We start from the raw sequence: 24,213 nt of genomic DNA, 5'->3' as shown, positions 1-24,213 counted from the left end.
TGGCATGGTGGAGGGAACCGGCGCGCGGGCAGGGCGCGGCGGCCGAAAACCAACGAAAACAGCCTTGGGGGAGGACGGGATGATGCAATGGAGCAGAGCCGTGAGCGGACGACGTACGTCTGCGAGGAACTGAACGACGATGACATGACGCAGGTGACGGAGCTGTTCCGCGAACAGCGGCGGCAGATGGGCGTGGAGGAATCGGACGCGGCGTGGTTCGCCGATCCCCTGGACGACTGGCTGGCGTGTCTGGAGCGGGGCGGCGACGGGCTGAGCCGCGAATCGGTGGCGTCGCTCGCCGCGGGCATGCGCGAGAAGCTGGCGTTCCGTGACGCGCTGATCGTCTCGCTGCTGTGCCGCGGCGTGGACCGGTCCCAGCTCATGGAGCTGGCGGCCCGGCCGCATCGGCCGGAGAGCGTGCGGTGCCTGTCCCGCGCGCTCAACGACGCGTTCCGCGACGCGGACGCCGCGCCCGACCGGAGGCGCTGCGAGCGCGGCCTCAAAATGCTCGCGCAGATCGCGCGGGCGGTGCCGCCCGGCTGGCGCGTGCAGCCCATGACGCTCGTCGCCTACGTGCTGTGGTGGATGGGCGACCCCCGGGCCGTGGTCTACGCGGTGCGCGTGCTGGCGGACGACGAGCGGTGCACGCTGGCCGGCATCGTATTGTCCGCCATGGAGCACGGGATCGCGCCCGCGTGGATGGGGGACGGCATGCCGGGGGAATAATCGTCCTTGGAACGTGGTTGACTCTATGAGTTGACGATTTGCCCTTGCCAGAAGTGTGCCCATATGCTATATGGGGGTTGGGCGGAAGAGCCAGGAGGATAAGTTGGCCACGAAGAGCACTGCTCAGAAAACCACCGCTGCCGCGAAGACTGCCAGGAAGTCCCGCAAGGCCGTCGACGCCGCGCAGGAGAACGAGGAGCAGGCCGCGGGCGTGCAGGAGGAAGGCACGAAGGCCAAGAAGACCACGCGCAGGCGCGCCACGGCGAAGAAGACCACCGCGAAGTCCCGCAAGGCGGACAAGGCCGAGGAGAAGGACCAGACGGCGCTGGAGTCCGAGGACGACGTGGAGGACGCCGACGATCTGGACGACGTTGACGCCAACCTCGACGCCGACGATCTGGACGACGTGGACGACGACCTCGACGACGTGGACGAAGACGACGATGAGGACGACGACTCGGAGGATGAGGACGTCGAGGACGAGGACGACGAGGAGTCCAAGCCCAAGCAGGAGGAGATCCCCCCGCAGGCCAAGGGCGCGTTCGTCGTGCGCGACGACGATGACGACGACAACCTCACGCCGTCCGGCAACCCCAAGCGCCGCGTGATCGCGGCCGGCGCCACCGCCGACCCGGTCAAGGACTACCTCAAGCAGATCGGCCGCGTGAGCCTGCTCAACGCCGAACAGGAGGTGGACCTCTCCGAGCGCATCGAGGCGGGCCTGTACGCCCAGCACCTGCTGGACACCGAGTCCGACAAGATGGACTTCAAGCGCAAGCGCGAGCTCAAGTGGGCCGCGTCCGACGGCAAGAAGGCCAAGGACCATCTGCTGGAGGCCAACCTGCGACTCGTCGTCTCGCTCGCCAAGCGCTACACCGGCCGCGGCATGCTGTTCCTCGATCTCATTCAGGAGGGCAACCTCGGCCTGATCCGCGCCGTCGAGAAGTTCGACTGGAAGAAGGGCTTCAAGTTCTCCACCTACGCCACGTGGTGGATCCGCCAGGCCATCACCCGCGCCATGGCCGATCAGGCGCGCACCATCCGCGTGCCCGTGCACATGGTCGAGGTGATCAACAAGCTGTCCCGCGTCCAGCGCCAGATGCTGCAGGACCTCGGCCGCGAGCCCACTCCGGACGAGCTGGCCCGCGAGCTCGACATGCCCGTCGAGAAGGTGCAGGAGGTGCAGAAGTACGGCCGCGAGCCGATCTCGCTGCACACCCCGCTCGGCGAGGACGGCGACTCTGAGTTCGGCGACCTTATCGAGGACACCGACGCCATCGCCCCGTCCGACGCCGTCGCGTTCTCGCTGCTGCAGGAGCAGTTCAAGCAGGTGCTCGAAACCCTGTCTCCGCGCGAGGCCGGCGTGATCAAGATGCGCTACGGCCTCGAGGACGGCCAGCCCAAGACCCTCGACGACATCGGCCGCGTGTACGGCGTGACCCGTGAGCGCATCCGCCAGATCGAATCGAAGACCATGTCGAAGCTGCGCCACCCGTCGCGCTCGCAGACCCTGCGCGACTTCCTCGATCAGTGACCGTCACCCGGTGACCGTCGCCGGCCCGCCGTCCTCACGCCGTTTCCGGGCGAAGGCGGCGGGCCGGGGCCGAAGGCTCCGCGGCGGCATACCCTGCCGGCGGGTCCTTCGGCTTTCATCGTTTTATGCAATCCCATGCAAGGAGAACCATGCCCGAATCCTACGGCGCCGACAGTTTGACCGTGCTCGAGGGCCTCGATGCCGTGCGCAAGCGCCCCGGCATGTACATCGGCACCACCGACAGCCAGGGCCTCATGCACTGCCTGTGGGAGATCATCGACAACTCCGTCGACGAGGCGCTGGCGGGGGCCTGCGACCACATCACCGTCACGCTGCACACGGACGGCTCCGTCGAGGTCGCGGACAACGGACGAGGCATCCCCGTGGACGTGGAGCCCAAGACCAAGCTCACCGGCGTGGAGGTGGTGCTCACCAAGCTGCACGCCGGCGCCAAGTTCGGCAACGCCTCCTACAACGCGGCCGGCGGCCTGCACGGCGTGGGCTCCTCCGTGGTCAACGCGCTGAGCTCCCGCCTGGACGTGGAGGTGGACCGCGACGGCAAGACGCACCACATGGCCTTCCACCAGGGCCATCCGGGCGTGTACTCGGACGCCGACCCGGCGCATCCCTCGCCCGACTCGCCGTTCAAGCGCACCCGCAAGAACAAGCCCACCGAACTGGAGATCATCGGCAAGGTGAGCCCCAGGACCACCGGCACGCGCATCCGCTACTGGGCCGACCCGGAGATCTTCAACGACACCGCCGAGTTCGGCTACCGGCAGCTCATCGACCGCGTGCGCCAGACCAGCTTCCTCGTGCCCGGCCTGAAGATCACGGTCGTGGACGAGAACATTCCGGAAACCGGCGACGCGGCGGTGGACGACCTGCGCGAGGTGGACTCGCCGGACGCCTCGGCCGCGCCGGACGCCGGCACCGAGTCCGCTGCCGGCATCGAACCCGCGGTGCTCGACGGCTTCGAGGCCACAGGGGAGACGCCCGCGAACGAATCCGCCCCCGCCGCCCCCGCCGTGCCCGTCATCGCGCAGGCTGCCGGCACCGTGGACTGCGGCCCGTTCGGCATGCAGCCCGCGCACGCCCGCGTGGAGGAGTTCCTGCACACCGGCGGCGTGAAGGACTTCGTCGACTATCTGTCCAAGGGCGCGCCCGTCTCGGACGTGTGGCGCATCCAGGGCGAGGGCACCTACAAGGAGGAGACGCAGGCCGTGGGCGCCGGCGGCGAGCTGCACGCCGAGCAGATCGAACGCAACTGCGCCGTGGACATCGCCCTGCGGTGGACCGACGGCTACGACACCACGCTGGTGAGCTTCGTCAACGTGGTGGAGACGCCCGGCGGGGGCATGCACGTGGACGGCTTTCTGAACGGCATCACCAGGCAGATCCGCAAGGCCGTGGAGGACAACGCGCGCAAGCTCAAGGTGAACCTCAAGGACAACGCCATGAAGGTGGAGCGCGACGACATCATGGCCGGCCTCGTGGCCGTGGTCACCGTGCGCATCGCCGAACCGCAGTTCCAGGGCCAGACCAAGGACGTGCTCGGCACCGCGCAGGTCAAGCCGATCGTCACCCGGCTCACCGACCGCCAGTTCGGCGAGATGATCACCGGCTCCAAGCGCGGCTACAAGGAGCAGTCCGGCCGCGTGCTGGAGAAGATCGTCGGCGAGATGCACGCCCGCATCCAGGCGCGCAAGACCAAGGAGGTCACCCGCCGCAAGAACGCGCTCGAATCCGCGTCCATGCCCGCCAAGCTGTCCGACTGCCAGCCGGGCAACGACGACGTGGCCGAACTGTTCATCGTGGAGGGCGACTCGGCCCTCGGCACCGCCAAGGCCGCGCGCAACGCCGGGTTCCAGGCGCTGCTGCCCATCCGCGGCAAGATCCTCAACGTGCAGAAGGCGTCGCTGAGCCAGATGCTCAACAACAAGGAATGCGCGGCGATCATCCAGGTGGTGGGCGCGGGCTCCGGCGCGAGCTTCGACATCGAGCAGTCGCGCTATCACAAGATCATCATGATGACCGATGCCGACGTGGACGGCGCGCACATCCGCATCCTGCTGCTCACCCTGTTCTACCGCTACATGCGCCCGCTCATCGAGCACGGCTACGTGTACGCCGCTGTGCCGCCGCTGCACCGCATCGCGCTCACCGGCCCGCACAAGGGCGAGTACATCTACACGTACTCCGACGACGAGCTCGCCGGCAAGCTCGCCGAACTGGACGGGAAGCACATCGGCTACGCGGACGACATCCAGCGCTACAAGGGTCTGGGCGAAATGGACGCCGACCAGCTCGCGGACACCACCATGGACCCGCGCACCCGCATGCTCAGGCGCATTCGCATGGAGGACGCCGCACAGGCCGCGGAGATCTTCAGCCTGCTCATGGGCGACGACGTGCCGCCGCGCAAGCAGTTCATCGTGGACAACGCCGACGACTTCGACCGCTCCAAGATCGACACCTGACCGGTGGTGGAACGGCCAAGCGGGGGCAGACGGATTCGATGAACCGCTTGTTATCCGCTTGTTATCCGCTTGTTATCCGCTTGTTATCCGCTTGCCTTTAATTGGAGGTTTTGGTGTAAAAGGTGGCGCGCGCCTGCCCATGCTGATCAAGCAGTCCCTTTTGCATCAATTTGCCGAGCAACGCCCGTACCCGTGGACGGGAAAGTCCCGTGGCTTGGGCGATATCCGCGGTCGTCAAAGAGGGGCGGTCCGCGAATAGCCCCATCACAGCCGCTTCCCTGCCCGTGAGCGCAGGGGCTTTCCCGATCCTATGCGGTTGCGCCGAAGAAGCGGTTATCGGCATGCTAAGCGTTACGCGATCGGGATGCAGCTCCTCCAGCAATGTCGGCTCGGACAGATTTTCCGATCTTGCACCCGCGCGTAAGGTATCGAATCCGCTTCCCGCGCGTTCGCCGATGCCGAGAAGGTTGAACATTTTCATGATGCCGGGATTTCGGGCGTCCGACAGTCCGCCACGTTCGATGAGGGATTGTTCCAGGCGGAGCGATCCCGGATTGCGAAAGTCGATGCGTTCGTTGCCGTATCGGAGAACGACTACGCCTGTTCCTCCGAAGTAATCCGCATGGCCCAGCGCGTTGGTGAATGCTTCGCGCACGGCTTTGCGCAGCGGAGTGTCGTCCAGACGCACAATGCCGTTCGGCAAGTTGAACGGCATCGGCAACCCATCCATCAGTTTGGGCGTGACGCGGGTCCAGAAACCGAAGACGTTGCCGGGCCATGTGCCGTCGGCGGACATGATACGATCATCCCATCGGCGTGCGGATGTGTCCGTGATTAGCCTGAAATCAAGCAGATAATGGGTAAACTCCCCGGTGATGTACCGTTCGTCGCCGAACATCAGCAATCCCGCCCGTGTGGGGTGCAGCTGTCGGCTGCCGGGCACACGTTGCGCGGCGCCAAGTTTCCATAGCAATTCGTCATCCGGCAATTCCAACCAGGGATGTCCGGGCCTTTGAGCCTTGAGCATGTTGCGGTAGGCGTTGAGCGTGGAGATATCTATGGATTCCAGTCCGATTTCCCCGATGACGGTCCCGTCGATTGGTTCGTCGCCTTGATCGCGAACCATGGCGCGGTATTCATCCTGTGAACAGTGGTAGTCACCCTCGCCGTTGCGACGGTACGTTCCGGTCAGCGGGTTGCGCCCGGCAAAGACGGGACGCATCTCACGCGGCGCGCGCGGAATGTCGATGATGATCACGTCCATGCCGCCATGTGATTCCACACGGACATTCTCGTCGACCAAAATGTTGGCACTGACGGTGTTGCCGTCATTCGCATTATTCCAGAACGTCGTCACCAATTCATGCGCATGGGGAACGCCGGTGATACGCAACTGATGGTCCGAGTCCTCCTCCACGCCGAGGACGATTGTGCCGCCGTTGGTGTTGGCGAATGCGCTGTATGTTTCCCACAGGCTATGCGGCAATTTGCCGCTTGCCGCTGACTTCGCCTCAAGGCGACCGTTCTCGAAGGCATTCCGTATGTCCGTCAATTCCATGGTTCACCACCGATCTGACCTTCGTCTCTATTATGCAAGACCTTACCGGTGCTATCTGTACGCCGTGCGCCGTCGGGTTTGCCGCCGGGTCACGCCTCCCGGTGCTCGCGACAGGTTTGACCGAGCCGGCGGGCCAGCGCGGTCGTGTCCAGCAGCGCGTCCAGCTGTTCGGCGGGCAGTCCGGTGCGCTCGCCGGCCACCTCGCGCACGGTCCGGCCGGATTCCGCGGCCTCCTTGGCGATGTCCGCCGCGTGCTCGTAGCCGATCAGCGGGTTGAGCGCCGCCGCGATGGACGGCGAGGAGGCGGCGTAGCGGCGTCCGACCGCCGCGTTGATCGTGATGCCGTCCACGCAGCGCTCGCGGAACATGCGCATCGCGTTGACGAGCAGGTTGATGCCCTTGAGCAGCTCGTGGATGATCACCGGGTCGAACGCGTTGAGCTGCAGCTGGCCCTCGGACGCCGCCCACGTGACGGTCGTGTCCATGCCGAACACGCGGAAGCACACCTGATCCACGCTCTCCGGAATCACCGGGTTCACCTTGCCGGGCATGATGCTGCTGCCGGCCTGGCGCGCCGGCACGTTGAGGTCGTTGAAGCCGTCGTGAGGGCCGGAATTGAGCAGGCGCAGGTCGTCCGCCGCCTTCTTCAAGTGGATGGCGAGGTTCTTGGCGGTCTGCGAGACGGCGATGTACGCGCTCATGTCCGTCATGGCGGCGATCGGATCCGGCGCGGCGGTGATCGGCAGGCCCGTGATGCGCGCCAGATGCTCGGTGGCGGCCTTGCGGAACCGCAGGTCGGCGCAGATGCCGGTGCCGATGGCCGTGGCGCCGAGGTTGAGGCTCGTGAGCTGCGGCACCACGCGCTCCAGCGCCGCGGTGTCGGCCTTGAGGAAGCTGGCGAACGCGTGGAATTCCTGCCCGTAGGTCATGGGCACGGCGTCCTGCAGCTGCGTGCGGCCGATGGTCACGTCGTCGGCGTGGCGGTCGGCGAGGTCGTGGAACGCGCGCGCGAGCTTCCTGGTCTCCTCGGCCAGCGGGCCGATCGCGTCGATGAGCGCGATCTTGCAGGCGGCGGGGTAGGTGTCGTTGGTGGACTGCGAGCGGTTCACGTCGTCGTTGGGATGGATGGTCTCGTAGTCGCCGCGCGGGCGTCCGAGGATCTCCAGCGCGCGGTTGGCGATCACCTCGTTGGCGTTCATGTTCGTGGAGGTGCCGGCGCCGCCCTGCAGCACGTCCACCGGGAATTGGTCGGCGAGCTTGCCGGCCTCGATCTCCTGGCAGGCGGCGATGATCGCGCGCGCCTTGTCGTGCGGGACGAGCCCCAGCTCCTCGTTGGCCTCGGCGCAGGCGCGCTTGACGGTCGCGTAGGCGCGCACAAGCTGCGGGTGCGAGGAGTCCGGCAGACCGGAGACGGTGAAGTTGCCGATCGCGCGCTGCGTGTGGATGCCCCAGTAGACGTCCGCGGGGACCTCGAGCTCGCCGATGCAGTCGTGCTCGAGCCGGGTGGCGGGCCGCGCGGCGGTGGCCGCGGTCGTCGCGGCCGCGTTCGTGGATGCGTTCATGGGTGCGTTCATGCTGTGCCTCGTTCCTCGTGGGAAGTTCAGTGATTGGTTCCTATCTTGTCGTGTTTGCCCGCGGCTCGCCATATTGCGCTCATCGCGAATCGGCGCGCCGGCGCGTTGCCGTGTCGGTGCGCCGGGGCCCGTCGCCGTTGTCGCCGTCGCCCGCTAGGTTGTGTACGTTCGTACGTGACAGGAATCGTATGCGATAGGGAAGGGGATGGCGCCGTGGCCAATCTGCTGCTCGCCGTAATCTACGTGGCCTTCGTCAGTCTGGGGCTGCCCGACGCGCTGCTCGGCGCCGCGTGGCCCACCATGAGCGGCGACCTCGGCGCGCCGGTCTCGTGGATGGGCGGCATCTCCATGACCATCTCCGCCGGCACGATCGTCTCCGCGCTCCTGAGCGACCGCATGACCCTGCGCTTCGGCCCGGGGCGCGTGACCGCCGTCTCCGTGGGGCTCACGGCGGCCGCGCTGTTCGGCTTCTCCGTGGCGCCCAACTACTGGGCGCTCATCGCCATCGCGGTGCCGTACGGCCTCGGCGCGGGCGGCGTGGACGCGGCGCTCAACAACTACGTGGCCGTCCACTACGAAAGCCGGCACATGAGCTGGCTGCACTGCATGTGGGGCGTCGGCGCGTCGCTCGGACCCTACGTGATGGGCTATGCGCTCACGGGCGGCCAGGGCTGGGGCTGGGGATACCGGTACATCGCCATCCTGCAGGTGGCGCTCACCGCGGTCCTCGTGTTCAGCCTGCCGCTGTGGAAGTCGCGCGCGGGGGCCGGCGGGGGCAAGGCCGTGGGCGAGCAGGGCGGGACGCCCGGTCGCAAGCCGCTGGGGCTCATGGGCGTGCTGGCGATCCGCGGCGCCAAGGAGATCCTCATCATGTTCTTCTGCTACTGCGCGATCGAATCGACCGCCGGCTTGTGGGCGAGCAGCTACATGGTGATGCACCACGGCGTGGACGCCACGGCCGCGGCCAGCCTCGCCAGCCTGTTCTACGTGGGCATCACCGTGGGACGCGCGCTGAGCGGATTCCTCACCATGCGCTTCGACGATCCGACCATGATCCGTCTGGGGCAGGCGGTGCTGCTCGCCGGCGTGGTGCTCGTCGCGCTGCCGTTCCCCGGCCAATGGGGCGCGGTGGCCGGACTGGTCACGATCGGCCTCGGCTGCGCGCCCATCTACCCGTGCGTCATCCATTCCACGCCGTCGTACTTCGGCGAGGAGCGCTCGCAGGCCATCGTCGGCGTGCAGATGGCCAGCGCCTACGTGGGCTCCCTCGCCATGCCGCCCGTGTTCGGCCTCGTCGCCCAATACGTGACGGTCTCCCTCTACCCGTTCTATCTGCTCGCCTTCCTCGCGCTCATGGTCTGGATGCACGAACGCCTGCGCGCCAAGCGCGGGTGACGCGAAGGAAAGCCCGACTTGTGGATGGAAGGCGGCGCGGCCTATACTGCATGTGGAGCCAGTCGCCTGCGGGTGGGCTGGAAGTGAGGACCGGTGCCCTGTGTCATGATAGGGCCCGGTCCTCGCGCTTTGAGATATCCGGCTTCGCAGTCAGCATGAGAAGACGTCCTCCAAGGTGATCCGTTCCAGAATGCCGGAAAAATCCGATTCGTGGGAGCGGGTGTCGCCGTAGGCCCCCAATATCTGATCCGGCAGCCAGAGGCATGGTTCGTCGGCGCCGATGGCGTGGCTGAGTTTGATTGCGTGCAGCGTGTGGTTGGTATGCAGATAGGCGACATACTGTCGGTCGCGCTTGTCTTGGATCGGCGTGCGGCTCTCCAATGTCAGCATGGTGATTCCTTGGGCTTCAAGCAGGCGCAGCAGACGTTCGAGGCATTTGCGCCGTGCACGCTCGTCGTTGACGCCGTCGGCTTGTTCGGCGACGATGATAAACGACAGCGTGTCAAGCGATGCGATCGCCTCCATGGAGGCGCTTTTGTCCCGTGTGGTCATTTGGCGCCAATGCAGTTTGCCCGCATTGCGGGGTTTGATGCGCATCAGTGTGTTTCGCGCCTGATCGGGGTCTTCGACGATGCATGCGCACAATAGATACGAGGGGAGGGGCATGCCCTTGTGCCGTATGCTTTCGTCTCCCCAAGCCGTGGATGCGTTCATGATGCCGTCCTTGCCGTCTGCCCGTCATCCCCGCCGGGCGTGTGCTGTTGAGCATAGCAGCGCCCTTGTCCGGGGCGGCGTGCATAATCGAACATATGTACGACTGCTTGGACTTGTTCGCGGAGCCCACGAGGGCATGGTTCAGGCATGCCTTCGGGGAGCCGACCGCGGCGCAGCGCGGGGCGTGGCCGGCGATCCGGTCGGGGAGGGACACGCTGGTGGTCGCGCCCACCGGTTCCGGCAAGACGCTGGCGGCGTTCCTGTCCGCGATCGACCGGCTCATGCGGCGGGGGACGGACGAGGACGGGGGCAACGCCAAGGCACCGCGCGGCGTCACGGTGCTGTACGTCTCGCCGCTCAAGGCGCTGGCGGTGGACGTGGCGAAGAACCTCGAACGTCCACTCGACGGCATCGGCGAGGCATGCCGGGAACGGGGGCTCGCCGCGCCGGACATCCGCGTGGCCACGCGCAGCGGGGACACCGATCCGCGGGCTCGCCGGGCCATCGCCTCCCATCCGCCGGACATCCTCGTCACCACGCCGGAGTCGCTGTACCTCATGCTCACGTCCAAGGCGCGGAGGGTCCTCAAAACCGTGGACACGGTGATCGTGGACGAGGTGCACGCGCTCGCGGGCGGCAAGCGCGGTGCGCATCTGGCGCTCAGCCTGGAACGCCTGGACGCATTGGCCGGCAAGCCGGCGCAGCGCATAGGCCTGTCCGCCACGGTCAACCCGCCGTCGGAGGCCGCGCGCTTCCTCGGCGGCGCGCGCCCGGTGACGGTCGTGGACGCCGGGGAGGGGCCGGCCATGGACCTCAAAGTGGTCGAACCGCTGGAGAACATGCGCGACCTCCAATCGGCAAACGCACCCCGCCGGGCGGGCGGCGCGGAAGGCACGACGGGCGGTTCGGCGCGGCCTCGCATCTCCGGTGTGACGCCCGCCATGCAGCGGCTCGCCGAGCGCAGGGGCCTCGTCCCGGAACGCGAGGATTCCACGGACCTCGTCGGCGCCGCGGGGGACCGGACCGGCGGATCGATCTGGCCGGTCGTGGAACGCAGCGTGCTCGACGAGGTCCTCGCCCACCGCACCACGCTGGTGTTCGTCAATTCGCGCGGACTTGCGGAAAGGCTCACCGCCCGTCTCAACGACCTGTACGCGGAGCGTCTCGGCCACGGCGCCGCCAAGGGCTCGCCGGAGGGCCGCGAGGGGTTCTCCGGCCATTACGACGCGGTGGTCGGCTCCACCACCATGCTCGTCGGCTCGCCCGCTCCCGAGGACGCCATCGCCATGGCCCACCACGGGTCGGTGTCCAAGGACCGGCGCAAGCAGATCGAGGAACGGCTCAAAAGCGGCCGGCTGCGCTGCGTGGTGGCCACGAGCAGCCTTGAACTCGGCATCGACATGGGCTCGGTGGATCTGGTCATCCAAATCGCGCCGCCGCTGTCCGTGGCGTCCGGCCTGCAGCGCGTGGGCCGCGCGGACCATCGGGTGGGAGGCGTTTCGCACGCGCTGTTCTACCCGCTCACGCGCGAGCAGATCATCGGCGTCGCGGCCGGCATCGAAGGCATGCGCGCGGGCGATCTGGAGCCGCTGGCCGTGCCGCGCAACCCGCTGGACATCCTCGCCCAGCAGACCGTGGCCGCCGCCGCGATGGACGACCTCAAGCCAGACGACTGGTACGCGACGGTCCGCCGCGCGGCGCCGTTCGCCGAACTCGACCGGGAGGCGTTCGACGCGGTCATGGGCATGATGACCGGCGTCTACAACACCGAGGAGTTCTCCGCGTTCCGCCCGCCGCTCGCATGGAACCGGGACGACGACGTGATCTCCGCAAGACCGGGGGCGCAGCGTTTGGCCGTCACCAGCGGCGGCACCATACCGGACCGCGGCCTGTACACGGTCGTGCTGCCCGAGGCGGACGCCGGGCGGGGACCCCGCCGCGTGGGCGAACTCGACGAGGAAATGGTCTACGAGTCGCGCGTCGGCGACGTGATCACGCTCGGCACGTCCACCTGGCAGATTCAGGAGATCACGCGCGACCGCGTGGTGGTCACGCCGGCCCCCGGCAGAACGGCCCGGCTGCCGTTCTGGCACGGCGAGGGCGCGGGGCGTGACGCCGGATTCGGACGCGCCCGCGGGCGGTTCGTGCGCGAGGTGGCGCGCGGGCTCGTGGTTGGCGGCGGAGGCGGCGGAGGCGGCGACGAGAACGGCGGCGGAACGGGCAAGCCACGGTTCGACGCCGCAACCGAACGGCGGCTCGCCGGCGACGGCCTAGACGCCAACGCCGTCGCCAATCTCGCCCGTCTGCTGGCCGAACAGCGGGCCTCTACCGGCGTCGTGCCGAACGACCGGGAGCTCGTCGTCGAACGCTGCCCGGACGAGGAGGGCGACTGGCGCGTCATCGTGCATTCGCCGTACGGCCGGCGCGTCCACGAGCCATGGGCCATGGCGATCAGCAACCGTATCAAACAACGTTACGGATTCGACGGGCAGGCGTACGCGGCGGACGACGGCATCGTGCTGCGGCTGCCTGAGGGGGAGAGCGGCATCCCCGTGCGGGACCTGCTGCTGTTCGACCCGGACGGGCTGCGGCGGGCGATCGAAACGCAGGTGGGCGAAAGCGTGCTCTTCGCCGCGCGGTTCCGCGAATGCGCCGCCCGTTCGCTGTTCCTGCCGCGCACCGACCCCGGCCGCCGCGTGCCCCTGTGGCAGCAGAGGCTCCGCGCGGCCCAGCTGCTCAACGCCGCCCGGCTCAAGCGCAACTTCCCGCTGCTGCTGGAAACCGCGCGCGAATGTCTGCAGGACGTCTACGACCTTCCCGCGCTCGATCGTCTCATGCGCGACCTCAACTCGGGTTCCGTCGGCCTGCACGACGTGGAGACGCAGACGCCCTCGCCCCTCGCGGAGAACCTGCTTTTCGGCTTCGTGGGCGCGGTGATGTACCAGTACGACGTGCCGCAGGCGGAGCGCAGTGCGCAGTTGCTGTCCGTGGACCCGGAAGTGCTGGAACGACTGCTCGGCGGCACCGACATGACCACGGTCCTCGACCCCGATGCGATCCGCGACGTGGAGGAGCGGCTTGCCGGACGCACGTTCTGGAACGATCTCGCCGCCGACGACGTGGCCGGGCGCGTCGCACGCTACGCCAAGACCCACGGGCCGTTCACCGCGGACCGGCTCATCGCGGATTTGGAACTGCCCGCGGACGACGCCGTGCACGCGCTGGACGAACTCGCCGCGCGCGGCGAACTCATGCGCGGCACGTTCGTCGCGGACCACGGGGACGGGGGCACCGGCGCGGAGGGTTCCGGCGCCGCGGACGCCCGGCAATGGCTGTACAGGGACGTGTTTGCGCGCATCCGGTCGCTTTCGCTGGCCAAGGCGCGCAAGGCCGTCAAGCCCGTGGAACCGGCCGCGTACCAGGCCTTCCTGCTGGACCGGCAGGGCGTGGGGCCGGTCGGCGGCGAACGGTATGAGGGCGCTGACGGGCTCATGCGCGTCATCGAGCAGCTCGAGGGCGTCGCGCTGCCGGCGGACGTCTGGGAGAACGCCGTTTTCCCGGCGCGCGTGGCCGATTACGCGCCGGCCATGCTCGACGAACTGCTTGCCGGGGGAGAGGCGGTGTGGGTCGGCTCCGACGGCACGGACGCGTCGACGAGGGACGACGAAGGATCCGCCCGTCGTTCCCGTTCCCATTCCCGTTCCCGCAGCGCGCAGGCCGCGGCGACCGGGCGCGTCGCGTTCTACCCCGCCGATTCGCCGCTGATCCCCGTCGAAGGCGCCGGCGCGCCGGACGATACGGAGGAGAGCGAGCTGACCATCCCCGACGCCATCGGCGCCGTGCTGGCCTCCGGCGGCGCCTACCACGCCGGCCAGCTGGAGACTCTGGCGCGCGAACGGTGGAAGGACGCGCCCGGCAACGAACTCGTGGATCCTGCCACCGGGGAAATCCAACCCCCGCAGGCATGGTCGCGCGACCAATTCGCGCAGGCCCTGTGGTCGTTGGTCTGGCGGGGCAAGGTCACCAACAGCTCCTTCGCGCCGGTGCGGGCCGCCTGCACTCCCACGCGAAGCGTCCGCGCCCCGGCCCGCGCCGCGCGCCGGCGCGTTCGGCTGCGTGGCGCCGAGCCCCTGCCCATGACGCTGACGGGCCTATGGTCGGCGGTCGGCCCCTCCTCCGATTCCGGTTCCGGCATGCCGGAGGCGAACGGGGACGATGCGCCCGAGCGGCTGCTCATCGCCCGCGCGGAAACGCTGCTGGACCGCTACGGCGTGATCGCCCAGCCGCTGGTGAACCGGGAGGACCTGCCCGGCGGCTTCTCCGCCCTGTACCCGGTGCTGCGCCGCATGGAGGAGCACGGCCTGCTGACGCGCGGCATGTTCGTGCGCGGCTTCGGCGCCGCCCAGTTCGCCGCCAAGGACACCGTGGACGCCCTGCGGGACGCCAAACAATGGCACAGCGAGTCCAACGTGGCGCTGGACGCCGTCGACCCGGCCAACCTCACCGGCGCGGCGGTGGCTTGGCCGCCGATCCATGGGACGGAAGATCACACAGCCGCCAAGCCGGCGAAACCCGTGCGCCGGGCCGGAACGATCGTCGTCCTCGCCCAAGGCGGTCCGGTGCTCTACGCCGCGCCGCGCAGCCACCGGCTGCTCGCGTTCGACCGCCGCGAGGACGCATTGCGCCCCGCCTGCGCGGAACTGGCCTACACCCTGCAGCGGCGGGGGGAGGGCGCAACCTTCGCGGACCTCAACGGCGAGCCGCTCACCCGCCGCGGCGACGCCACGCGCATCCTGCACGCCGCCGGATTCACCCCGTGCCCGCAGGGCATGAAGTTATACCGGTAGGAAAGCGCGCATAGCCGGAGGAGGCGTCGCGTCACGCCACGTAGGCGATCGGCGCGGCGAGATCCACGCCCGAACCGTCGCGGCGCATGTCCGGCTTCGGCAGCTCCACCGGCTTGCCGGCCGCGGTGGAGGCGTGCAGCGGGTAGGCGCCCACCCGCGCGGCGATGAGCGTGTTCTGGCCCTTGAGGAAGCGCTGCGAGCGCACGCCGCCCGTCGCGCGGCCCTTGGTCGGGTACATCTCCAGCGGCGTCACCTTCGCGGAACCGTTCTCGGTGCCGGGCAGCGCGTCCTCGTCGCCGGCCACGGTGAGCACCACGGCTCCGGAGGCCGAGCTCATGCCGTTGTCGCCCTCCTCGTACGTCCAGCCGACCTTGCCGGCCGGGACCACGTTGAACGACACCACGCGCGCGCCCTCGGCCAGACGGATGCCGGCCATGCCTCCGGCCGTGCGGCCCTGCGGGCGCACGTTGGACGCCTCGAACGTGAGCAGCGACGCGTCGGATGAGATGAACACCAGACGGTCCGCGTCGGACGCGGGGGCCGCGAACAGCGCCTCGTCGCCGTCCTTCAGGTCGATGACCGGCCACGAATCCATGGTCGTGGGCGCCTCGCGGTTCCAGCGCTTCACCACGCCCATCCGCGTGCCGATCGCCAGCGGGGCCTCGCCCTCCGCCATGGACACGGCCGCGATCACGTGCTCGCCGCGCACCGGGTCGGTGTTCTCCGTCGTCGTCACCAGCTCGTCGGCCTTCACGCCGCCCGCCACGGACAGCGCGTCGGACGCGGGCAGGGACGGCAGATCGGCCACGTGCGCGAGCACCAGACGGCCCGCGGAGGTGATCAGCGCATAGGACGCGCGCGTGGTCGTGGCGAAGATCGACGTGATCACGTCCTCGGCGGCGCGCTTGCCGGACGCCTGGCGCGAGCGCCACACGTCCATCGCGCCGGCGCCCGCGCGCGCGATCAGGCCGGTCGCCGTCATCATCACCGTGCACGGCTCGTCGGCCATCTGCAGGAGCGCGGACGCGGCCTCCTCCTCGCCGGCCTTCTTCGCGGCCGCCGCCGCGGCGGCGGCGTCGGCGGCGTCGGACACCGAGCTGACCGTCCTCGCGGCGTCCAGCGCGGACGCGGACACCCCGGATTCGCCGTGCGCCTGCACCGGGCGCAGCGTGCCGTCGGCGTCCTCGTCGAGGATCACCGTGCGCCGCGGCGTGCCCCACGTCTCCACGGCCTTGTCCATTTCCGCGACCACCACGCGGTCCAGCTCCTCGGCGGAGGCCAGAATGCGCGCCAGCTCGTCGATCTGGCGCTTCAAGTCGTCGCGCTCGGCCTCCAGCTCGATGCGGCTCATGCGCGTGAGCCTGCGCAGCCGCAGGTCGAGGATGTACTGCGCCTGGATCTCGTCGAGGTCGAACACGGCCATCAACCGGGTCTTGGCCTTGTCCGCGTCGTCCGAGGTGCGGATCACCTGAATCACCTCGTCGATGTCCACCATGGCGAGCAGCAGGCCCTCCACCAGGTGCAGGCGCTCCAACGCCTTCCTGCGGCGGAATTCGCTGCGGCGGCGCACCACCACGCGGCGGTGGTCGATCCACACCCTGAGCAGCTCCTTCAGGCCCATGGTGTGCGGTCGCCCGTCCACGAGCGCCACGTTGTTGATGGAGAAGTTGTCCTGCAGCGGCGTGTGGCGGAACAGCTGCGCGAGCACGGCGTTCGGGTCGAAGCCGGTCTTGATCTCGATCACCAGACGCGTGCCGTTGTGCCGGTCCGTCAGGTCGATCGCGCCGGAGATGCCCTCCAGCTTGCGGTTCTTGATGCCGTCGGAGATGCGCTCGAGCACGCGCTCGGGGCCCACCATGAACGGCAGCTCGGTGACCACGATCGCCTTCTTGCGCGCGGTCACGTTCTCGATGTGCGTGGCCGACCGGGTGGTGAACATGCCGCGGCCGGACTCGTACGCCTCGCGGATGCCGTCGCGGCCGATGATGATGCCGCCGGTGGGCAGGTCCGGGCCGGGCACGAACCGCATGAGTTCCTCGAGCGTGGCGCCCGGATGCGCCATGAGATGCTTGGCGGCGGCCACCACCTCGCCCAGATTGTGCGTGGGCATGTTGGTGGCCATGCCCACGGCGATGCCCGAGCCGCCGTTGACGAGCAGGTTCGGGATGGCGCTCGGCAGGACGGTCGGCTCCTTGAGCTTGTTGTCGTAGTTCGGCGTGAAGTCGACGGTGTCCTGATCGATGTCCGCGTTCATGCCGAGCGCGGCCGGGGCGAGACGGGCCTCGGTGTATCGGGAGGCCGCCGGTCCGTCGTCGAGCGAGCCGAAGTTGCCGTGGCCGTCCACGAGCGGCAGACGCATGGCGAACGGCTGGGCGAGGCGCACCATGGCCTCGTAGATCGCGGAGTCGCCGTGCGGGTGCAGCTTGCCCATGACCTCGCCCACCACGCGGGCGGACTTCATGTACGGGCGGTCGGGCGTCAGGTTCATCTGGCCCATCTGGTAGACGATGCGCCGCTGCACGGGCTTCAGGCCGTCGCGGGCGTCGGGCAGGGCGCGCGCGTAGATCACCGAATACGCGTATTCGAGGAATGACTTGCTCATCTCCTCGTTCAACGGCGTTTCGACGATATGCTCCTTGACCGTGCGCGGATCATAGCCCGGCGCGGCCGGCTTGCGGTGTGATGCCATGCGTGCGACTCCCTTTGCGTTCCAAACCGGTCCATTTTATCGTGTCGTGCGGCCAAGTGGGGCGGCGGAGGCCTGCGCAGGGCGCAAAACGGCACGCCCAGTGCTTCAATGGGACGCATGGGAATCGAAGTGCCGGATATGGAGGAGCTGCTGCGCATCACCGCGACCGCGCAGTACGGGGACCAAGCGCCCGCAACGTCAATGCAATCGGCAGCGTCGGCAACGTCGGCGGAGTCGGATGCGGGGGAGGGGCCGCACGCGCCCCGCGGCTACGCCCGTCACCTGTCCGCCGTGCTGCCCGCGCTCACCGCCGCGATCGGACAGCCGGTGCCCACCGCCGTGCACGCCGACCCGAAGCGGCTCCAGCGCGAACTCGGACTGCCGGACGCGTCCTCCGCGATCGTCGTACTCGTGGACGGCCTCGGCTTCTGGAACCTTGGCATGCGGCTCGGCCACGCCCCCTACCTGCGCTCGCTCATGAACGAGCCGATCAACCGGCGGCCCGTCTCCACCTGCGCGCCGAGCACCACCGTCGCGGCCATGGCCACGTTCGGCACCGGCACCTGCCCCGGGCTCACGGGCATGACCGGCTACACGCAGCGCAACACGCAAACCGGCGAGCTCGCCCAGCTCATCGCCTTCAAGAACGCCATCCCGCCGCTGGAGCTGCAGCGCCAGCCCACGATCTTCGAGACGCTCGCCGACCGCGGCGTGCGCATCACCAGCTCCGGCCTGCCCAAGTTCGCCGACTCGCCCCTGACCGTCGCGGCGTTCCGCGGCGCCCGCTACATCGGCAACGAGCGTCCGAACGACCGGGTCTTCGCCGCCGCCGAGGCCGCCCGCACGCCGGGGCTCACCTATCTGTACGTGCGCGACGCGGACAAGGTGGGGCACAACTACGGTTGGGATTCCGACCGATGGATCGGCACATTCGAGCGCATCGACGCGCAGCTCGCCCTGCTGCACCGCAGCGCGCCGAAGGGCACGCTGATCGTGATCGTGGCCGACCACGGCATGGTGAGCGTGGACCCGGACGAGCGGATCGACATCGCCGCAGAACCGGAGCTCGCCAAGGATGTGGCCATGGTGGGCGGGGAGCCGCGCTCGCTCATGCTGTACGCCGCCGACGGAGTGGTGGACCCGCGAGACATCGCCGACCGTTGGCGCAACCGGCTGGGCGGCAGGGCGCTGGTGCGGCTGTGCGACGACGCCGTGCGCGACGGCGTGTACGGGCCGGTGGACGAGCGCGTCCGCCCGATGATCGGCGACGTGCTCGTGCAGGCGGCCGGCGCGGTCACCATCGTGGATTCGCGCATTCAGACCGAGAAGGCCACGCACCTGCCGAGCGTGCACGGCTCGCAGACCCTCATGGAGATGGACATTCCGTTCCTCATCGACCTGATCTGAGGGCCCGACGCGATTTCTGACCTAACGCGCCCGCAAAGCGTGGATTTTCCCCGTTGCGGGCATGCTGCGCAATGGCGGAATTCCGCGGAAAAGCGCAGCGGCGCGCAAGGGAGGAACCCGTCTCTTACGGGCGCGTTAGGTCAGAAATCGGCGGGGTCACTCGCCGAAGAGGATTTCGTCCCAGCTGGGGACCGCGGAACGCGTGGATTTGCGCTTCGCCGGGGCCGCGGGCTGGGCGGCGGACGGCTCCTGCTGCCGCACCTGTGCCTGCGCATCCGGCTTGGCGGGGGACTGCGCGGGGTTCTGCGGCGCGGACTGGCCGGGTTGACCAGGCTGGCCGGATTGACCGGACTGCCTGGCGGATGCCGAAGCCGCGGTGGATTGCGCGGTGCCGTGGGAGCTTTCATGGCGCTTGCCGCCGTAGAGCCACGCGGTCATCGGATTGCCGGCGCGCGTGCGGGATTCGTCGGCGGAAGACGCGCCGTGCGTGCTGCGCGTGCCGGCGGCTGCGCCGGACGTTCCGGCCGCGCCGTCTTGAGCCGCTTCGGCGTGATCCGAGGAGCCGGCGGTCTCGGGGGAACCGGCGTCGTTTGAAGCGTCATGGCCGGACTCATTCACGGCCGATGCGGCCGAAGAAGTCGAATCGGCCGCCCGCTCCGCGGCGGCACTTGCGCCCGCACCGTCGCCGGCGCCCGAAGCGGCCTGGGCGGCGCCACCGTCATCCGCGGGAGCGTCCGCAACGTTCCGGGCCCCCGCAGTTTTCTCCGTTCCCGTCGGTTCCGCTGCCTGCGTCGCCCCCGTCGGCTCCGGCGCAACGGTCGCCGCGGCCGCGTCCGTCCAGAACGCCACCGGACGGCCGTCCATGGACGTGCCCCGCGCGGCGGGCCGGTCGTCCAGCACCCCGGGCGCGGGGGCCGCCGTCTCGCCGAGCAGGCGCTTGGCGATGCTGTTGAGCGAGACCACGGTGTTGTCGCGCATGTTCCACGACCAGTCGGCCCTGAGGGTGCGGCTCGCGGACTCGAACGTGGCCTCGATGCGCCACGGCTCGTGCCCGCGCCGGGTGGCCTTCCAATTGAGCGAATCCATGTCGATGCGCGCGGTCTCCAGCGCCTCGGCGATGAGGTCGGCGTTCGACTGCTGGTTGCGCGAGGCCTTCCCCGCGCCCATGGACAGGAACTGGTCGATCGCGTACTTCTTCTCCGTCTCCACGGGGGCCGCGAACCGGCGGACCAGCGCCTCCGACACGTTGAACTGCTGCGCCACCTGCGCGGTGGAGGATCCGGCGCGGATGAGCGACTGGATCTGCGAGATCGGCAGCGCGGCGGCCGCCTGCGGCTGCGGGGTGCCCTCAAGCTCGGCCTTGACCTGCTTGGCCTCCAGAATGCCGCGCTCCAGCGCGTCGGTCACGCGAACGGTGAAATGCCTGTTCAGCGCCTCGAACACCAGATCGCCCTGCTCGTTGACATGGTCGAAGCGGGCTTCCCTCAGCTGATCGTCAGGCATATCGCGCACCTATCCTTCAAAATCGTTCCGTGTCTCCATTGTGCCGCACGCTGCCCCATTTTACGAGCATTTTCGCCCATCGTTCCGCCCGTAAGCGAGTTGACACGCGGAATGGTGCGCGATCGTGTATCCTATGGCGCAGTGCAAGCCGTATCCGTTACTACAGGAGGAAGGAATACGATGGCTCAGGATTACGATTCGCCGCGTAACAAGGACGAGGACGAGGAGTCGCTGCAGGCGCTGGGGAAGTCCGCGCAGAACTCGTCGAGCGACATCGACGACGACGAGAACGCCATCGCCGAGGACTACGAGCTGCCCGGCGCGGATCTGAGCAACGAGGACGCGTCCGTGACCGTCATCCCGATGCAGGGCGACGAGTTCATCTGCTCGGAGTGCTACCTCGTCAAGCACCGCAGCCAGCTGGCGTACACCACGCCCGACGGCCAGCCCGTGTGCGAGGAGTGCGCTGCCTGACATGTCCTTCGACGAGACCTACAACGAACCGGAAAACACCGAGGTGCTGGTCAAGGCGCTGCGCGACGACGTGACGCCGGACCTGCACTACGCGCACGCCGGGGATGCGGGCGCCGACCTCAAAACCGCCGAGGACTTCGAGCTGAAGCCCTTCCAGCGTGCCCTCGTGCCCACCGGGCTCGCCATCGCGTTGCCCGCCGGCTACGTGGCGCTGGTCCACCCGCGCAGCGGACTCGCCGCCAAGCAGGGCGTCACCGTGCTCAACGCGCCGGGGACCATCGACGCCGGCTACCGCGGCGAGGTCAAGGTGCCGCTCATCAATCTGGACCCGGAGCGCACGGCCGTCTTCCACAAGGGCGACCGCATCGCCCAGATGGTCATCCAGCGCTACGTGGAGGCCCGGTTCGTCGAAGCTGACGAACTGCCCGGCTCGGACCGCGCCGAACGCGGATTCGGATCGACCGGAGTCGCCTCCTGACGGAGCCGGGCCGCGCGGAACAGCGGCATGACCGGCGCCGGCGAGGCGTTAGGATAGTAGGACCCACGAGCGAGGGAGGAGCGAGCGATGTCTGGCAAGACGACGGACGATGACATGGCGACCGAGGATTTCTCCGCCCGCACATTGGGCTGCGAGATCAGCGCCGACCCGCTCAACCCGTTGCTGCCCATCTGGCAGGTGTGCGAGTCCCACCATCCCGGCAAGGACCTGTCCATCCTCAGGCGCGCCTACGCCCGCGCGGTCAGGCAGCACGCCGTCCAGCGCCGCAAGTCCGGTGAGCCGTACATCATCCACCCGCTCGCCGTGGCGCAGATCCTCGCGGACCTCGGCATGGGGCCGATCGTGGTGGCGGCCGGCCTGCTGCACGACACGGTGGAGGACACCGACTACACGCTCGAGGAGTGCCGCGACGAGTTCGGCGACACCGTGGCCGGGCTTGTGGACGGCGTGACCAAGCTGTCCAAGATGGAGTACGGCGACTCCGCGCAGGCCGAGACGATCCGCAAGATGGTCGTGGCCATGAGCCGCGACGTGCGCGTGCTCGTGGTCAAGCTCGCCGACCGCGTGCACAACGCGCGCACGTGGCGCTACGTGAAGTCCTCGAATGCGCAGAAGAAGGCGCGCGAGACGCTGGACGTGTATGCGCCGCTCGCCAACCGCCTCGGCATGAACGCCATCAAGACCGAGCTGGAGGAGCTGAGCTTCAAGGTCCTCTACCCGAAGATCTACAACGAGATCGTGGTGCTCGTGGCCCGCCGCGCCGGCCAGCGCGACGTGTACCTGAAGCAGATTCTGGCCGAGATCAACGAGGATCTGGACGAGCAGGGCATCAAGGGGTACGTGACCGGGCGCCCGAAGGACTACTTCTCCATCTACCAGAAGATGATCGTGCGCGGGCACGATTTCGAGAACATCTACGATCTGGTCGGCGTGCGCATCATCGTCGACACGATTCAGGACTGCTACGCCGCGCTGGGCGCGGTGCACGCGCGGTGGAGCCCGGTGCCGGGGCGCTTCAAGGACTACATCGCCATGCCGAAGCTCAACATGTACCAGAGCCTGCACACCACGGTGGTGGGCCCCGGCGGCAAGCCCGTGGAGATTCAGATCCGCACGTGGGACATGCACCGCCGCGCCGAGTTCGGCATCGCCGCGCACTGGAAGTACAAGGAGAACGGGCAGGCCGGCCGCGCGCTGAGCTCCCCGGACAGCGCCGACCGCAAGCGCGAGGGCGGCGAGAACCAGGAGCTTTCCGAGGCGGACAACCTCAAGTGGATCCAGCAGCTCGCCGACTGGACGAGCGAGACCCCGGACTCCAACGAGTTCCTCGGCTCCCTGAAGGAGGACCTCGGCTCGGCGGAGGTGTACGTGTTCACGCCGAAGGGCAAGATCATCTCCCTGCCCGCCGCCGCCACCCCGATCGACTTCGCCTACGCCGTGCACACCGAAGTGGGCCACCGCACCATGGGCGCGCGCGTCAACGGGCGCCTCGTCCCGCTCGACACCAAGCTGGAGAACGGCGACACGGTCGAAGTGCTCACCTCCAAGTCGGACACCGCCGGCCCGTCGCGCGACTGGCTGAGCTTCGTCAAGAGCCCCAAGGCCCGCAACAAGATCCGCCAGTGGTTCAGCAAGGAGCGCCGCTCCGAGGCCATCGACGAGGGCCGCGACGAGCTGACCCGCGCCATGCGCAAGCGCGGCCTGCCGATCAGCACGCTGCTCACCCCCGAGGCGCTGGTGGGCGTGGCCGACGAGCTCAACTTCCCCAACGCGGAGGCCGTGTTCGCGGCGATCGGCGACGGGCAGATCTCCACGCAGAACGTCATCTCCCGACTGGTCAAGGACGCCGGCGCGGACGAGGTGGACGCCGAGGTGGAGCAGGAGGTCCTGCCGCTCAAGGAGGTCGAGCGCAAGAAGACCACCACCAGCTCGCTGGGCATCTCCGTCAAGGGCGTGGGCGACGTGTGGGTCAAGCTGGCCCGCTGCTGCACGCCGGTGCCGGGCGACCACATCATCGGCTTCATCACGCGCAATCAGGGCGTGTCCGTGCACCGCACCGACTGCCAGAACATGGTGGATCTGCAGAAGCACCACCCCGAGCGCGTGGTGGATGTGGCCTGGACCAACACCAAGGGCACGTTCATGGTCAAGATCCAGGTGGAGGCGCTCGACCGCCCGCACCTGCTCTCGGACGTGACGCGCGTGCTGTCGGACCACGGCGTGAACATCATCTCCGGCTCCATCGCCACCGGCCGCGACCGCGTGGCCACCAGCCAGTTCACCTTCGAGATGGCCGATCCGCAGCACCTCAACACGCTGCTCGCCGCCGTGCGCAAGATCGACGCCGTGTTCGACGTGTACCGCCTCACCGGCACCAAGGAGTCCGCCGAGCCGCGCCTGCGCCAGATGCGGTGAGGCGCGCTGCATCGTCGTGTTGAGTTGCGCTGAGGTGCGGCCGGAACGCGGCAGATGGCCGGACTGGGACGCGGCCGAATGCGGAGCAAGCGCGTGATGAACAGCCGGGTGACGCCATCGTACTGGATTCACTCACTCTGCGGTAACCGGTCCGCAGATTGAGCGGAGTAAGTGCGTGACGGGCGGTGTGGCATGGCCGGCGCACTGGATTCGCTCAATCCGTAAGCTTTTGGCAGCAAAGTGAGCGGAATCAATGCGCTGTGACTGTTATCGGGGGTGCGGACTTTTTCTTGGACGGCTACACCGCCAGCCCAAGGTGTCTGCGGTATTGCACCGGGCTCATCCAGCCCAGCGACTTCTTGATACGGGTCCCATTGTAATGGGACAGGTAGGCGGCC

General features: G+C 68.5%; 15 protein-coding genes. 9 read left to right on the top strand and 6 right to left on the bottom strand.

The window, feature by feature from the left end; genetic code table 11:
* Positions 1-87: 87 nt before the first annotated feature.
* The 3 genes from DSM100685_RS08875 (at position 88) to DSM100685_RS08865 (ending at position 4,740) form a co-directional block, all read left to right on the top strand.
* A complete protein-coding gene (locus tag DSM100685_RS08875) occupies positions 88-726 on the top strand; it encodes a DUF4192 family protein (RefSeq protein ID WP_152350985.1) in 639 nt (212 codons plus the stop codon).
* Positions 727-796: 70 nt separating this feature from the next.
* Positions 797-2,260 (top strand): RNA polymerase sigma factor, encoded by a 1,464-nt coding sequence (locus DSM100685_RS08870; protein ID WP_163201127.1) that lies wholly within the window; start codon positions 797-799, stop codon positions 2,258-2,260.
* A 149-nt stretch (positions 2,261-2,409) separates the two neighbouring features.
* Positions 2,410-4,740: a DNA gyrase/topoisomerase IV subunit B gene (locus DSM100685_RS08865; protein ID WP_152350983.1), complete on the top strand. Its 2,331-nt coding sequence runs from the start codon at positions 2,410-2,412 to the stop codon at positions 4,738-4,740.
* A 97-nt stretch (positions 4,741-4,837) separates the two neighbouring features.
* On the opposite strand, the gene DSM100685_RS08860 is transcribed toward DSM100685_RS08865, so the two are convergent.
* Complete coding sequence (locus tag DSM100685_RS08860; RefSeq protein WP_152350982.1) at positions 4,838-6,298, bottom strand: RNA-binding domain-containing protein; 1,461 nt, start codon at positions 6,296-6,298, stop codon at positions 4,838-4,840.
* A gap of 89 nt (positions 6,299-6,387) precedes the next feature.
* The gene (locus DSM100685_RS08855; protein ID WP_152351004.1) at positions 6,388-7,860 is read right to left on the bottom strand and encodes an aspartate ammonia-lyase; all 1,473 of its coding nucleotides are present in this window, start codon (positions 7,858-7,860) and stop codon (positions 6,388-6,390) included.
* Between the two features lie 225 nt (positions 7,861-8,085).
* On the opposite strand from DSM100685_RS08855, the gene DSM100685_RS08850 reads away from it, so the two are divergent.
* Positions 8,086-9,267, top strand: a complete 1,182-nt coding sequence (locus DSM100685_RS08850) for an MFS transporter (RefSeq protein ID WP_163201125.1) — start codon at positions 8,086-8,088, stop codon at positions 9,265-9,267.
* A 150-nt stretch (positions 9,268-9,417) separates the two neighbouring features.
* On the opposite strand, the gene DSM100685_RS08845 is transcribed toward DSM100685_RS08850, so the two are convergent.
* Positions 9,418-9,981, bottom strand: coding sequence for a hypothetical protein (locus DSM100685_RS08845; protein WP_152350981.1), 564 nt, complete (start codon positions 9,979-9,981; stop codon positions 9,418-9,420).
* Between the two features lie 95 nt (positions 9,982-10,076).
* On the opposite strand from DSM100685_RS08845, the gene DSM100685_RS08840 reads away from it, so the two are divergent.
* The gene (locus DSM100685_RS08840) at positions 10,077-14,828 is read left to right on the top strand and encodes a DEAD/DEAH box helicase (protein ID WP_152350980.1); all 4,752 of its coding nucleotides are present in this window, start codon (positions 10,077-10,079) and stop codon (positions 14,826-14,828) included.
* A gap of 31 nt (positions 14,829-14,859) precedes the next feature.
* On the opposite strand, the gene DSM100685_RS08835 is transcribed toward DSM100685_RS08840, so the two are convergent.
* Positions 14,860-17,517, bottom strand: coding sequence for a DNA gyrase/topoisomerase IV subunit A (locus tag DSM100685_RS08835; protein ID WP_152350979.1), 2,658 nt, complete (start codon positions 17,515-17,517; stop codon positions 14,860-14,862).
* Between the two features lie 108 nt (positions 17,518-17,625).
* On the opposite strand from DSM100685_RS08835, the gene DSM100685_RS08830 reads away from it, so the two are divergent.
* The gene (locus tag DSM100685_RS08830) at positions 17,626-18,924 is read left to right on the top strand and encodes an alkaline phosphatase family protein (RefSeq protein WP_163201123.1); all 1,299 of its coding nucleotides are present in this window, start codon (positions 17,626-17,628) and stop codon (positions 18,922-18,924) included.
* Between the two features lie 156 nt (positions 18,925-19,080).
* On the opposite strand, the gene sepH is transcribed toward DSM100685_RS08830, so the two are convergent.
* A complete protein-coding gene (gene sepH, locus DSM100685_RS08825; RefSeq protein WP_152350977.1) occupies positions 19,081-20,427 on the bottom strand; it encodes a septation protein SepH in 1,347 nt (448 codons plus the stop codon).
* A 180-nt stretch (positions 20,428-20,607) separates the two neighbouring features.
* Here sepH and DSM100685_RS08820 point away from each other — a divergent pair, with 180 nt between their 5' ends.
* The 3 genes from DSM100685_RS08820 (at position 20,608) to DSM100685_RS08810 (ending at position 23,815) form a co-directional block, all read left to right on the top strand.
* Positions 20,608-20,901 (top strand): DUF4193 domain-containing protein, encoded by a 294-nt coding sequence (locus DSM100685_RS08820; RefSeq protein ID WP_152350976.1) that lies wholly within the window; start codon positions 20,608-20,610, stop codon positions 20,899-20,901.
* A 1-nt stretch (position 20,902) separates the two neighbouring features.
* On the top strand, positions 20,903-21,379 hold the full coding sequence (dut, locus tag DSM100685_RS08815; protein WP_152350975.1) for a dUTP diphosphatase: 477 nt from the start codon (positions 20,903-20,905) through the stop codon (positions 21,377-21,379).
* Positions 21,380-21,493: 114 nt separating this feature from the next.
* Positions 21,494-23,815, top strand: coding sequence for a RelA/SpoT family protein (locus DSM100685_RS08810; protein WP_163201131.1), 2,322 nt, complete (start codon positions 21,494-21,496; stop codon positions 23,813-23,815).
* 298 nt (positions 23,816-24,113) lie between these two features.
* On the opposite strand, the gene DSM100685_RS08805 is transcribed toward DSM100685_RS08810, so the two are convergent.
* Positions 24,114-24,213 (bottom strand): IS3 family transposase (locus tag DSM100685_RS08805; RefSeq protein WP_152350281.1); only part of this gene is annotated, 100 nt, incomplete at its 5' end.

It is taken from the genome of Bifidobacterium avesanii, assembly GCF_009299475.1.
Classification (GTDB): Bacteria; Actinomycetota; Actinomycetes; order Actinomycetales; family Bifidobacteriaceae; genus Bifidobacterium; species Bifidobacterium avesanii.
The sequence above is the reverse complement of the archived record's forward strand: the minus strand, read 5'-3'. Positions and strand labels throughout refer to the sequence as shown.